The following is a 12899-nucleotide window of genomic DNA, read 5'->3' as shown; positions in this document are numbered from 1 at the left end:
TGTTTTCTCGTCAGGTGACGAGATAGATGATGATGATCAGCCAGATCGGCACGCCGAGAAGCCAGAGAGCAAGACCCTTGAACATGGTGTTTTCCTTTCTCTCCTAGAACCGGCGGAACACGTCGGTGAGGACGGTGTTCTCGTCGCGATGGTTGCCGCCCTTCTGCGCCGCCCAATAAGCGCCAATCGCCGAGACCAGCGTCGTGGCGGCAAGGAGGAAGGCGGCGATGATGCCGGTATTGCGGGCAATGCGTGCCGCCTCCAGCGCATCCTGCTTGGCGCCATCGATGGCAACGACCACGGCGTCGACCCGGGCGGCGGATTCTTCCGGCGTCAGGCCGGTATTGGCCGCAACCACATTGGCGAGATAGGTGCGGTCGGCTTCCGGCACGGTGCCGTCACCCAAAGCGGCCTGGGCAAAGATGCGTCCGGCTTCGGCACGGGCCGCTTCCGTATCGCCCGCCACCGGCTGCTCCGCACGGAACAGTTGATCGGTGAAATAGGCATTGGGGTCGATGGCATCGGCCGCACCCGCGGCAACACTGGCACTCGCGGTGGTTGCCGTCGCCAAAGCAGAGCCGGCCATATTGGCCGCTGCCCCAACACCGCCCAGTGCGATGATGGCGCCGAGCACGGTCGCCCCAGCCCAGACGATGAGGCCATGGGCGCCATCGCGCACATCGCTTTCGTCCTCGGTGGCATCAAAATGCCGGCGACGCAGGCGACCAGCGAGATAGCCGCCGGCCATCAGGCTCGACACCTGCACCCAGAGGAACCAGCTCGCCGCTGCAATGCCGATCAGGATGCCGGGCGCACCTTCACGCGAACGAAAATCGATGAAATTGAGCCCGATGGCAGTGCCGAAGGCGATGAAGAGCAGCGAAATGGCCGAGGCGAAAATCACGCCGGCAATGATGGCCGACCAGTCGACATAGCTGGCGCTGTCACGCGTAGAGCCGGTGTCGACGACAGCCACTTCGGTGGGTTGAACAATGGTCATGGTCTCGCCTCCTGATCAGGCAAGGCCGATGAAGGAAAGGATGGCCATGACGATGACCACGAGGCCAACGAGATAAATGATCGAATTCATGAAAATGCCCTCCGGCAATTGAGTATGACATCTCAACTGGCGGGAGAGCGGATTCGTTCCGGTTGCTGATCTAGCCGGTCACTTGCCGGATCTGGGCCATGATGGGTGCGAGATATTGCGGATTGGTCCAGAGGAACCAGGCCCCGGCGGCGAGCGCCAGCACGATGGCAATGCCGACCATTTTCTTGACCACGGAAAAAATCAGCCAGATGACGACGACGGCACCTATGCCGAGGCCCATGAGCGTGAGCGGGTCTGTCGGAATTTTGCTCTCCACGGTGTTTTGCGCCTTGTGCCGAGCGAGCGTGGCCATTTCAAGTTCTCAAAACAAAGCGGGCAGGGATCGCTCCCCGCCCGCCCATGAAAATGCCAAAACCTACTTCAGCGCGTCGGTGACGACGGTGGTGTAGGCGCCTTCCGGCTGGGCCTTGATGATCGACTGGTCGAGCAGCGCCTTCACGGTACGATCATAGGTGGTCATGTCGAGCGCAGCATCGTCGGCATCGACGAGCTTTGAAACCTCGCCAACCATATAAAGCTGGTGTGCGAGTTCCGCGGCGCCGGTTTCGTCGCTGTCGACGACGATCTGCGCGGCTTCTTCCGGGTTGTCGAGCGCATAGGCCCAGCCCTTCATCGAAGCGCGGACGAAGCGGGTATAGGCATCGACCTTGGCCGGATCGGAGAGCGTGTCTTCCATGACATAGAGACCGTCTTCGAGCAGGTCATTGCCCATCTCGGTATAGTTGAAGATGGTCAGATTATCCGGGCCATAGCCGGCATCGAGCGCCTGGCCATACTCATTATAGGTCATGACCGAGATGCAGTCGGCCTGGCCCTGGATCATCGGCTGGATATCAAAGCTCTGCTGCAGCACGGTAACGCCGCCGGCGGAGCCGTCGGTGGCGATGCCTTCCTTGTTCATCCAGGCAAAGAACGGATATTCATTGCCGAAGAACCAGACGCCGAGAGTATGGCCCGGGAAATCGGCGACGGTTTTGATTTCCTTCTCGACCGGACAGATCATCATCAGGCCCGAGCGCTTGAACGGCTGGGCGATATTAACGAGCGGCACGCCGGTATCGCGCGCGGCAAGACCCGCGGCCATCCAAGTGACGATGATGTCGGCACCGCCACCGGCGATCACCTGTTCGGGGGCAATGTTCGGGCCGCCAGGCAGGATCGTCAGGTCGATGTTTTCTTCGTCATAAAAGCCCTTGGCCTCGGCGACGAGATAGCCGGCGAACTGGGCCTGCGTCACCCACTTGAGTTGCAGGGTCAAAGCATCGGCCGCAAAAGCGCCTGGAATGGCCGCCAGCGCCATCGTGCCAGCCAGGAGACCCGTGATAAAAGTTTTCATTTTTGTCGTTCCCTTTTCCCTGTCTTCTTTTACGCCCGTCCACCACGGACAGACGGATGCCAGAAGGTGACGCCCCTTTCGATGAGGGCGATCACCCCGTAAAAGGCGGACCCCGCGACCGCAGCAACCGCGATCTCCGCCCAGACCAGGTCGATGGCGAGACGCCCCACCCCGGTCGAAATCCGGAAGCCCATCCCGACAACAGGCGTTCCGAAGAATTCCGCTACGATTGCGCCGATCAAGGCCAGAGTCGAGTTGATCTTGAGGGCATTGAAGATGAAGGGCCCCGCAGCGGGCAGGCGCAACTTCAACAGCGTCTGCCAATAGTTGGCAGCATAAGTCCGCATGAGGTCGCGCTCGATGGAGGAGGCCGCGTTGAGCCCCGCCACCGTATTGACCAGCATGGGGAAGAACGTCATGGCGACGACGACGGCAGCCTTGCTCTGCCAGTCGAAACCGAACCACATGACCATGATCGGCGCGATGCCGATGATCGGCAGCGCCGACATGAAGTTGCCGATCGGCAAGAGCCCGGCTTTGAGGAACGGCGAGCGGTCGACCGCAATGGCAACCACGAGCCCGGCAAGGCACCCGATGATGTAGCCGGGAATGACGGATTTGACGAAAGTCTGGACGAAATCGGCCCAGAGGATCGGCGCCGAGTTCGCCAGTTGCGCCCCGATGGCCGAAGGCGCCGGCAGGAGCACGGGCGGCACATTGGCGCCGCGCGTGACGATTTCCCAGACGACCAACAGCGCCACCCCGAAGACGGCGGGAATGAGCAGCCCCATCGTCTTTCGTGGCACCGCGCCCCGGCGAATTTCGCCCGAAAGCTGATCCACAAACAACCAGGCAAAGCCCCAGGCGCTCACCATGGCAAACCAATAGTGCCCCGGCATGGCCGCCCCCCTTGGCAGAGCCAATACCAGCGCCAGCGCAATCAGCACCGAAGCCAGGCCATCGAGCCATAGACTGATCGGCCGGAACACGCAGCGGACCAGCGTCAGCGCGCCGAGCCCCATGGTCACCGTGAGAAGAATGTCCGCATCGGCCGAAATCGCCGCTCCGACGAGCCCGCAAAGCGCCATGCCGCCAGCCAGCAGCGCCAAGAGCGATTGCAGGAGGTTGAGCCCCGATTTCATCATGCCCGTACCCCGATCCGCGCATTGACGATTTTTTCCGCCGCCCCAACCATCGCCACCAGCACCGCCGCCAACCCCGCAGCGATAAACAAAGCCGCCCAGATCTGAATGGTCTGGCCATTGTAGGAACCGGTGAGCAGCCGCACCCCAAGCCCGCCACCGGCAGCATTGGAAAGCTCGGCCACCACGGCCCCGATCAGCGAAATGGCAATACCCACCTTCATCGAGGCAAAGAGCATGGGCAGGGCCGCCGGCCAGCGCAGCTTCCAGAAGACCTGCCAGGGATTGGCATCATAGGTCCGCATCAGATCGAGTTGGATCGCCTCGGGCGAACGCAGCCCCTTCACCATGCCGACGACCACCGGAAAAAAGCTCAGATACATCGAGATCAGTGCCTTGGGCACGAGCCCCGTCAACCCAACGGCCCCAAGCCCCACCACCACCATGGGCGCAATGGCGAGAATAGGAATGGTCTGGCTGGCAATGATCCAGGGCATCAGCGAGCGGTCCGTCGCATCATTGTGGATGATGGCCACGGCCAGCACGACGCCCAGCGCCGTGCCGAAAACAAAACCCAGCAGCGTTGCTGAAAGCGTGATCCAGGCATGGAGCGCCAGCGAACGCCGCGAGGTGAATTCGAGCCCCATCGTGGCATTCCAGATCTCCGCGGCCACCTGATGCGGCGCCGGCAATACCGGTTTGTCCTGCGCCCAGGTCTGTTGGGCAAACTCCAGGAACGGCACGTTTTCAAGATTGGCGCGCCCATTGAGAATGTTCTGCCATGGCGCATTCATCCAGATCGCCGCGGCGTACCAGAAGGCGAGGATGGCGAAGAGGATGGTCAGGATGGGAAGGACGCGGTTCATGGAGCTTCAACTCCCACCCAGCTACCAAAGCATCGGCTGTCATTCCTCCCCCGCTTGCGGGGGAGGGGGACCGCCCCAAGGGCGGTGGAGGGGGGAGCCACACGCACAAACCCCTCGACCAATCCTGCGCTATCTCGCCCGCTGCACCCCTCTCCACCACGCTCCGCGCGGTCCCCCTCTCCCGTAAACGGGAGAGGACAAGAGGAGGTCGACGGCACACGGATGCCCATCACACCACCTCCTCATAAGAATGCCCAGCCCGCAACCCATCGCGCACCCTTGCCGCAATGGCCAAAAATTCCGGCGTCTCGCGAATATCAAGCGGCCGCTCCCGCGGCAGATTGCTCTCGATAATGTCGGTCACCCGCCCCGGCCGCGGCGACATCACCACGATCTTGGTGGAGAGATAAACCGCCTCGGGAATCGAATGTGTCACAAAGCAGATCGTCTTCTTCGTCCGGTCCCAAAGCTTCAGCAGTTCCGAATTGAGATGGTCCCGGACAATCTCGTCGAGCGCGCCAAACGGCTCGTCCATCAGCAAGAGATCGGCATCGAACGCCAGCGCACGGGCAATGGACGCACGTTGCTGCATGCCGCCCGAAAGCTGCCAGGGAAACTTCTTCTCGAACCCCGAAAGGTTGACGAGATCCATGGTCCGTTTGATCCGCTCGGCCTGTTGCTGGGCCGAATGCCCCATGATCTCAAGCGGCAGCGCGATATTCTTCTCGATCGTACGCCAGGGATAAAGCGCCGGTGCCTGAAACACATAGCCATAGGCCCGGTCTTTTCGTGCATTCTCCGGCGTCTGGCCGTTGATCTCCAGCGTGCCCGAGGTCGGCTGTTCCAAATCGGCAATGGTACGCAAGAACGTCGTCTTGCCGCAGCCCGAAGGCCCGATGAAGGAAACGAAATCGCCTTTCTCGATAGTCAGGTTGACATCCGACAGCGCCACCACGTCGCCGTCATTGGTGGAGAAGGTGAGGCCGAGATGCTCGGCCTTAACAACAGGGAGTGCAACACCCGTGCCTGTCGTTGATGAAGTGATCGACGTGACGGACAAGGGTGTCGCCTTTCTCAGCCTATTGATGGAGCCTGATGCAAGGTCCGTGCCGCACGCCAAACGGCCACCTTTGCGGCTGCCTTTCGGACTTTTGCCAAGCACCGTGCCTTGATTTTCATCATGCTGCCGATGTCACACACCCGTCGCCGGAATGCCGGCCCGTTCCACCTTGCGCGGCGCGACCAATTCCTTCCATTGGCTCAGCGCCCGGTTGACCGGGTTTTTCGCCTCGCGCGCCACGAACTTGCCGTGACCCGGCTCGGCCTTCACCTCGTTTTCGACAATGGAAACCTTGCCGCGGCTGAGGACGAAGCGCGGCATTCCGGTCACCTCAAAGCCTTCAAACACGTTATAGTCGATCACCGACTGCTGGCTCTTCGCCGTGATCGTCTTCTTGCGCTTGGGGTCCCAGACGATCAGGTCGGCATCCGCGCCAACCATCACCGCCCCCTTCTTGGGGTACATGTTCAAAATCTTGGCAATGTTGGTGGAAGTCACCGCCACGAACTCGTTCGGCGTCAGCCGACCGGTATTCACCCCCGCCGTCCACAGCACCGGCAGGCGATCTTCAAGTCCGCCCGTCCCATTCGGAATTTTCGCAAAATTGCCCAGCCCATTGCGCTTCTGCGCCGTGGTGAAGGAGCAATGGTCGGTCGCGACGCAGGAAAGCGACCCCGCCTGCAACCCGGCCCAGAGCGAATCCTGATGCTGCTTGTTGCGGAAGGGCGGCGACATCACCCGCCGCGCCGCATGATCCCAATCGGCATTGAAATATTCGGTCTCGTCCAAGACCAGATGCTGAATCAGCGGCTCGCCATAAACCCGCATGCCCTTCTGTCGAGCCCGGCGAATGGCCTCATGCGCCTGTTCGCAGCTCGTATGCACCACATAGAGCGGCACCCCGGCCATATCGGCAATCATGATGGCGCGATTGGTCGCTTCGCCCTCGACCTCAGGCGGTCGCGAATAGGCATGGCCTTCCGGCCCATTATTGCCTTCAGCAAGCAGCTTCGCCGTCATCGCGGCAACAACGTCACCATTTTCGGCATGGACGAGGGGCAGGGCGCCGAGCGCTGCGCAGCGCTGGAACGAGGCGAACATCTCGTCGTCGTTCACCATCAGCGAGCCCTTATAGGCCATGAAATGCTTGAACGAGGTAATGCCGCGATCGACCACCTCGGCCATTTCATTGAACACCTGCTCGCCCCACCAGGTCACGGCCATGTGGAACGAATAGTCGGCAGATGCCTTGCCGGTCTTGTTGTCCCACATCTGCAGCGCTTCGAGCAGCGACTGATTGGGATTGGGCAGGCAGAAATCCACCACCATGGTCGTGCCGCCCGACAGTGCCGCACGCGTGCCGCTCTCAAAATCGTCGGCCGAATAAGTGCCCATGAAGGGCATTTCGAGATGGGTATGCGGATCGATCCCGCCGGGCATGATGTAGCAGCCGCTGGCATCGAGGATTTCGTCGCCCGAAAGGTTCTGGCCGATCTCGACAATGACATCGCCGTCGATCTTCACGTCAGCCACATAGCTGAGATCAGCCGTGACGACAGTGCCACCCCTAATAACTTTGCTCATATCTTCGTTCCCTTGCATTCTCTCAGCCCCACCACGCACCCCTCAGCGCCTCGGTGGGTCTGTTATTTTTGGTCTATGGGCCTGCGGCTCCTTCTTCACCTCTCCCTTCGGGGGAGAGGTCGGATTTCGCAAAGCGAAGTCCGGGTGAGGGGGCCTTTGCCAGGTACCCAGCAATAGCCTCAAGCGCCCCATCGATATTTGTCAGGATATCCCCGTTCCAGAAGCGGATCACCGCATAACCGTGCCGCGCAAGAACCGCAGTCCGCTGCTCATCACGCAAATTCTCTGCATGCTGCCCGCCATCGAGTTCGATGATGAGATCGGCCTCACGGCACGCGAAATCAGCAATGAATGGCCCGACGGGCAGTTGCCGCACCAACTTGCAGCCCAGCAATTGCCGGTCGCGTATATGCGACCACAGCTTTCGTTCGGCGTCGGTCATATTAGCGCGGAGTGTCTTGGCTGCCTTTTGAGCAAAGCGGGTTTTGAGTGTGGTCACAAGGCCCCCTCACCCGGCCCTGCAGGCCGACCTCTCCCCCAAAGGGAGAGGTGTCGCTCCGCGACAGGGAGCCGCCTCTTCACCTCTCCCTGGGGGGAGAGGTCGACGGCAAAGCCGGCGGGTGAGGGGGCCTTACCTATCACTCCACAATCTCCGCCGTTTCCACCACGGCATGGAACAGCACGTCGCAGCCGGCTGCAGCCCATTCCATCGAAATATCCTCGGCCTCATTGTGCGAGAGCCCACCCACACATGGACACATCACCATCGTCGCCGGCGCCACTTTCGCCGCCCAGCAGGCATCATGCCCGGCACCCGAAATGATGTTCATATGCGAATAACCGAGCTTCTCGGCCGCCGAGCGCACGCGGCCAACGAGCGTTGGATCAAAAGTCACCGGATCAAAATGCCCCACGGCCTCAACCGAACACCCAACCCCCAGCTCCGCACAAATCTCCGCCGCCTTGGCCTCAATCGTCGCGCGCATGCGGTCGAGCTTTTCCTGGCTCGGCGTCCTGAGGTCGACGGTGAACACCACCGTGCCCGGCAGCACATTTCGCGAGTTCGGCGAGAATTTCACCTGACCCGTACCTGCCACAGCGCCCGGCTGTTCGCTCATCGCGATTGCCTGCACGGCCTCAAAAATCCGCGCCATGGCGAGCCCGGCATTGACGCGCATGGTCATCGGCGTCGAGCCGGTATGCGCCTCTTTGCCCGTCAGCGTGAATTCAAGCCACCACAGCCCCTGGCAGTGCGTAACGACGCCGATCTGCTTTTCCTCGGCCTCGAGGATCGGCCCTTGTTCGATGTGATATTCGAAATAGGCATGCATTTTTCGCGCGCCCACTTCCTCCTCGCCCACCCAGCCGATGCGCTTGAGTTCGTCGCCAAAGAGCTTTCCGTCCATGTCCTTGCGGCCATAGGCGTAGTCGAGGCTATGCACGCCCGCGAACACGCCCGAAGCCACCATGGCCGGCGCAAAGCGCGCGCCTTCCTCATTGGTCCAGTTGGTCACGACGATCGGATGTTTTGTCTTGATCCCGAGATCGTTCATCGAGCGCACAACTTCGAGCCCCGCGAGCACGCCCAGCACACCGTCATACTTACCGCCCGTCGGCTGCGTATCGAGATGCGAGCCAATGTAAACCGGCAGCGCATCGGGATCGGTCCCCGCGCGCGTCATGAACATGGTGCCCATCTTGTCGACGCCCATGGTCAGCCCGGCATCCTCGCACCAGCGCTGAAACAGTTCGCGCCCTTGCTTATCGCTATCAGTCAGCGTCTGGCGGTTATTGCCGCCGGCAATGCCCGGGCCAATCTTGGCCATGTCCATCAGGCTCTCCCAGAGCCGATCGCCATTGATACGAAGGTTTTCACCGGGAGAGGTCATGTTCTCAGCTCTTAATTCTGGTTGGTCATAGAAACAGCCCCGCCGTCGCAATGCGAGGGCGGGGCCGATAGCACTACTTCAGGCTCGGGAACGTAAACTCCGCCCCGCCCTTGATGCCGGCGGGCCAGCGGGTCGTGACGGTTTTCAACCTCGTGTAGAAATGCACGCCCTCGGGCCCGTAGATGGAATGATCGCCAAACAGCGAGCGCTTCCAGCCGCCAAAGCTGTGATAGGCCACCGGCACCGGGATCGGCACGTTGATGCCCACCATCCCGACTTCGATCTTGTCGGCAAATTCGCGTGCTGCGTCGCCGTCGCGGGTAAAAATCGCCGTGCCGTTGGCATATTCGTGCCCATGGATCAGGTCGACCGCGTCCTTAAAGCTGTCGCGGCGGACGACCGAAAGCACCGGCCCAAAGATCTCTTCCTTATAGATCTTCATGTCCGGCTCGACATTGTCGAACAGCGTGCCGCCGACATAATAGCCGTTCTCATAGCCCTGCAGCGAGAAGCCGCGGCCATCGACGACAAGCTCCGCACCCTGTTCGACCCCTGAATCAATGTATCCAAGAATCTTGTCGCGGTGCATCTTGGTGACCACCGGACCCATTTCGGCGTCCTTGTCAGTGGAGGGGCCAATCTTGAGGCTTTCAACGCGCGGCTTGAGCTTTGCGACCAGCGCATCGGCCGTCGCCTTGCCCACCGGCACCGCCACCGAAATGGCCATGCAGCGCTCGCCGGCCGAACCATAGCCGGCGCCCATCAGCGCATCGGCCGCCTGGTCGAGATCGGCGTCGGGCATGATGATCATGTGGTTCTTGGCGCCGCCAAGAGCCTGTACCCGCTTACCGGCCTTGGTGCCGCGCTGATAGACATATTCGGCAATCGGCGTCGAACCGACGAAGCTGACAGCCTTTACATCGGGATGGTCCAGAATCCCGTCGACCATCTCCTTGTCGCCGTGGACGACCTGAAGAATGCCCTCTGGCAGGCCCGCTTCCATGAAGAGGTTCCAGGCCAGCATCGGCGCAGAGGGATCACGCTCCGACGGTTTTAGGATAAACGCATTGCCGCAGGCGATGGCCGCCGGATACATCCACATCGGCACCATGGCCGGGAAGTTGAACGGCGTGATGCCGGCAACGACGCCGAGCGGCTGGCGATCAGAATAAGAGTCGATCGACGGCCCAACATTGCGCGAGAATTCGCCTTTAAGAAGCTGCGGAATGCCACAGGCAAAGTCGACGCAGTCGATGCCGCGCGCCACTTCGCCCAAGGCATCGTCATGCACCTTGCCATGCTCTTTCGAAATCTCGCGGGCGAGGTCATCGGCATATTGATCGAGCAGCGCCTTGAACTTGAACATGACGCGGGCGCGCTTCATCGGCGGGGTATTGCCCCAGGCGACCTGCGCCTTGACGGCGCCAGCGACGGCCGCGTTCAGCTCATCGAGCGTCGACAGCGGCAGTTCCGCCGATTGCTCGCCCGTTGCCGGATTGAACACAGGTACGCGCCGCGTCGACGACGACACATAGCGCTTTCCGCCTACCGCATTCTCGATGATCTGCATCAGAACCTCCCCTCCTTCTTGGGAACAAACATTCTATATTTCCATCTATAGAATTTTCGTTCCATTTCACTCAAGCGTTTTGAGGATGCCTGCGAGTTTGGTCACGATTTCGTCGATCTGGCTTTCCGAAATGATCAGCGGCGGCGAGAGCGCGATGATATCGCCGGTGGTGCGGATGAGCAGGCCCTGCTCGAACGCCTTGAGGAAAGCTGAGAAGGCGCGCTTGGTCGGCTGCCCGGCAATCGGCTCCAGTTCGATGGCGCCGACAAGCCCGATATTGCGGATATCGATGACATGCGGCAGGCCCTTCAGCGAATGCAGCGCTTCCTGGAATTTCGGCGCCAGTTCCGCGCCGCGCGTAAGCAGGCCCTCTTCCTTATAGGTTTCGAGCGTTGCCAGGCCCGCCGCCGAGGCGATCGGATTGCCCGAATAGGTATAGCCGTGGAAGAACTCGATGACGTGTTCCGGCCCGTTCATGAAGGCGTCGTGGATTTCAGCCGAAACCATCACCGCGCCCATGGGAACGACGCCATTGGTCAGGCCCTTGGCGGTGACCATGATGTCGGGCACGACATCGAAATAGTCCGCACCAAACGGCGTACCGAGACGTCCATAGCCGGTGATGACCTCGTCAAAAATAAGCAGAATGCCGTGCTTCTTGGTGATTTCGCGCAGGCGCTTCAGATAGCCCGGCGGCGGAATGAGCACGCCGGTCGACCCGGCCACCGGCTCGACGATGACAGCGGCGATGGTCGAGGCATCATGCAGCGTGACGATGCGTTCCAGCTCGTCCGCCAGTTCGGTACCATATTCCGGTGGGCCCTTGGAGAAGGCGTTCTTGGCAAGGTTATGCGTATGCGGCATGTGGTCGACGCCGGCCAGCAGCGTGCCGAACATCTTGCGGTTGGTGACGATGCCGCCCACCGAAATGCCGCCAAAATTGACGCCGTGATAGGCGCGCTCGCGGCCGATGAGACGGGTGCGCGAACCCTCGCCCTTGATCTTGTGAAAAGCCAGCGCCAGCTTCAGCGCCGTCTCGACCGATTCCGAACCGGAATTGGTGAACAGCACATGGTCGAGCCCATCGGGCGTGATATCGACGAGGCGATTGGCAAGTTCGAAAGCCTTGGGATGGCCCATCTGGAAGGCCGGCGCATAGTCGAGCTCGGCCGCCTGCCTGGCGATCGCCTCGACGATTTTCGGACGCGCATGGCCGGCATTGCAGCACCAAAGCCCTGCCGTGCCGTCGAGCACCTGGCGGCCGTCCGAAGTCGTGTAGTGCATATCCCTAGCCGCGACGAACATGCGCGGCGTCTTCTTGAATTGCCGGTTCGCCGTGAAAGGCATCCAGAACGCATTGAGATCGTTCGGCACGACATTAGAGGTGGACACGGCTGCGGCGCTCCCATTTTTCATCTCTGGTCGTTTCATCTCTGATTGGCGCTTGACACGCACCGATGGAACCAAGATTTTTGACCAGTTGGAAAAATGTTAGCACTCCTGTTCATTCCCGCAAGGCGAAAATGGCGCCCCGAAAGCTTAAAGTAGCAGAGCCTTCCCAGGCCCAAGCAAAGCGCCAGCACAAGGCGGATGCAAAGGCTGCTGCCGCGTCATCGCCTGCCAAGCCCCGCCCGTTGACGCGCATCCAGCGCGAAAAGCAGGACATCATCCTCGAGGCGGCGCTGGAAGTGTTTTCGGCCCATGGCTTCCGAGGTTCGACCATCGACCAGATCGCCGAGGTCGCCGGCATGAGCAAGCCGAACCTGCTCTACTATTTCCCGAAGAAGGAAGAGATTCACCGCCGTCTGATGTCGGAACTGCTGGTCACCTGGCTGGCTCCGCTTCAAGAAATGCGCGCCGACGGCGACCCCTTCGTCGAAATCCGCTCCTATATCCGCCGCAAACTCGAAATGGCCCGCGATTTCCCACGTCAGAGCCGGCTCTTCGCCAATGAAATGCTGCGCGGCGCGCCCCACATCATCGACATGATTGAAGTGGACCTGAAGGCACTGGTCGACGAAAAAGCCCAGGTGCTCCTCACCTGGATGGACGAGGGCAAGATCGCCCGCACCGATCCCTACCACCTGATATTTTCCATCTGGGCGACGACCCAGCACTATGCCGACTTCGACGTCCAGGTCCGCGCAGTTCTCGGCAAAGGCCGCGGCGGGGAAGGGCGGTTCGAAGACGCGGCCAGGTATCTGGAACAATTGTTCCTCCATGGCCTGACGCCAAAGCCGAAGGGCTAGGGCTCCCCCGTGCTTGGCCCCAGGACACTTCACTTGCCTTCGACGCCCCCACCCGCGCGGTGTCATTCCCGCGAAAGCGGGAACCCCTGTTG

The 12899-nt window shown here is 60.9% G+C and carries 12 protein-coding genes; 1 reads left to right on the top strand and 11 read right to left on the bottom strand.

Translation table 11 applies throughout. The features are described 5' to 3' along the window. Positions 1-103: 103 nt before the first annotated feature. From JP75_RS04630 to aptA, 11 genes are all read right to left on the bottom strand, one after another. Positions 104-1000 carry a hypothetical protein gene (locus tag JP75_RS04630; RefSeq protein WP_051960352.1) on the bottom strand — a complete coding sequence of 299 codons (897 nt, stop codon included), beginning with the start codon at positions 998-1000 and terminating at the stop codon, positions 104-106. A gap of 160 nt (positions 1001-1160) precedes the next feature. After that, positions 1161-1403: a hypothetical protein gene (locus JP75_RS04625; protein WP_035079842.1), complete on the bottom strand. Its 243-nt coding sequence runs from the start codon at positions 1401-1403 to the stop codon at positions 1161-1163. 63 nt (positions 1404-1466) lie between these two features. Continuing rightward, complete coding sequence (locus tag JP75_RS04620) at positions 1467-2447, bottom strand: ABC transporter substrate-binding protein (RefSeq protein WP_035079839.1); 981 nt, start codon at positions 2445-2447, stop codon at positions 1467-1469. A gap of 29 nt (positions 2448-2476) precedes the next feature. Further along, positions 2477-3589, bottom strand: a complete 1113-nt coding sequence (locus tag JP75_RS04615) for an ABC transporter permease (RefSeq protein ID WP_084587474.1) — start codon at positions 3587-3589, stop codon at positions 2477-2479. After that, complete coding sequence (locus tag JP75_RS04610) at positions 3589-4455, bottom strand: ABC transporter permease (protein ID WP_035079835.1); 867 nt, start codon at positions 4453-4455, stop codon at positions 3589-3591. The genes JP75_RS04615 and JP75_RS04610 overlap by 1 nt, the downstream gene beginning before the upstream one ends. Before the next feature lie 229 nt (positions 4456-4684). Then, positions 4685-5515: an ABC transporter ATP-binding protein gene (locus JP75_RS04605; RefSeq protein WP_425277255.1), complete on the bottom strand. Its 831-nt coding sequence runs from the start codon at positions 5513-5515 to the stop codon at positions 4685-4687. A 132-nt stretch (positions 5516-5647) separates the two neighbouring features. Then, positions 5648-7099, bottom strand: coding sequence for a dihydropyrimidinase (gene hydA, locus JP75_RS04600; RefSeq protein WP_035079832.1), 1452 nt, complete (start codon positions 7097-7099; stop codon positions 5648-5650). A 73-nt stretch (positions 7100-7172) separates the two neighbouring features. After that, entirely contained in the window at positions 7173-7598 is a 426-nt protein-coding gene (locus JP75_RS04595; RefSeq protein ID WP_244446255.1) for an endonuclease domain-containing protein, read from the bottom strand. Positions 7599-7737: 139 nt separating this feature from the next. Continuing rightward, on the bottom strand, positions 7738-8988 hold the full coding sequence (locus JP75_RS04590; protein WP_035079829.1) for a Zn-dependent hydrolase: 1251 nt from the start codon (positions 8986-8988) through the stop codon (positions 7738-7740). A 73-nt stretch (positions 8989-9061) separates the two neighbouring features. Beyond that, entirely contained in the window at positions 9062-10558 is a 1497-nt protein-coding gene (locus tag JP75_RS04585; protein WP_035079826.1) for a CoA-acylating methylmalonate-semialdehyde dehydrogenase, read from the bottom strand. 66 nt (positions 10559-10624) lie between these two features. Continuing rightward, complete coding sequence (gene aptA / locus JP75_RS04580) at positions 10625-11950, bottom strand: omega-aminotransferase AptA (RefSeq protein WP_482764178.1); 1326 nt, start codon at positions 11948-11950, stop codon at positions 10625-10627. Between the two features lie 242 nt (positions 11951-12192). On the opposite strand from aptA, the gene JP75_RS04575 reads away from it, so the two are divergent. Further along, the gene (locus tag JP75_RS04575) at positions 12193-12807 is read left to right on the top strand and encodes a TetR family transcriptional regulator C-terminal domain-containing protein (RefSeq protein ID WP_035080245.1); all 615 of its coding nucleotides are present in this window, start codon (positions 12193-12195) and stop codon (positions 12805-12807) included. Positions 12808-12899 lie beyond the last annotated feature (92 nt).

The sequence above is a fragment of the Devosia riboflavina genome, assembly GCF_000743575.1.
Lineage (GTDB): Bacteria > Pseudomonadota > Alphaproteobacteria > Rhizobiales > Devosiaceae > Devosia > Devosia riboflavina.
The sequence above is the reverse complement of the archived record's forward strand: the minus strand, read 5'-3'. Positions and strand labels throughout refer to the sequence as shown.

What these genes read in the sequence shown, in the direction of transcription:
- JP75_RS04615 (WP_084587474.1), bottom strand. Translation starts at nt 3,589, where the DNA reads ATGAAATCGGGGCTCAACCTCCTGCAATCGCTCTTGGCGCTGCTGGCT.
- JP75_RS04630 (WP_051960352.1), bottom strand. Translation starts at nt 1,000, where the DNA reads ATGACCATTGTTCAACCCACCGAAGTGGCTGTCGTCGACACCGGCTCT.
- JP75_RS04610 (WP_035079835.1), bottom strand. Translation starts at nt 4,455, where the DNA reads ATGAACCGCGTCCTTCCCATCCTGACCATCCTCTTCGCCATCCTCGCC.
- JP75_RS04585 (WP_035079826.1), bottom strand. Translation starts at nt 10,558, where the DNA reads ATGCAGATCATCGAGAATGCGGTAGGCGGAAAGCGCTATGTGTCGTCG.
- JP75_RS04590 (WP_035079829.1), bottom strand. Translation starts at nt 8,988, where the DNA reads ATGACCTCTCCCGGTGAAAACCTTCGTATCAATGGCGATCGGCTCTGG.
- JP75_RS04620 (WP_035079839.1), bottom strand. Translation starts at nt 2,447, where the DNA reads ATGAAAACTTTTATCACGGGTCTCCTGGCTGGCACGATGGCGCTGGCG.
- JP75_RS04625 (WP_035079842.1), bottom strand. Translation starts at nt 1,403, where the DNA reads ATGGCCACGCTCGCTCGGCACAAGGCGCAAAACACCGTGGAGAGCAAA.
- hydA (WP_035079832.1), bottom strand. Translation starts at nt 7,099, where the DNA reads ATGAGCAAAGTTATTAGGGGTGGCACTGTCGTCACGGCTGATCTCAGC.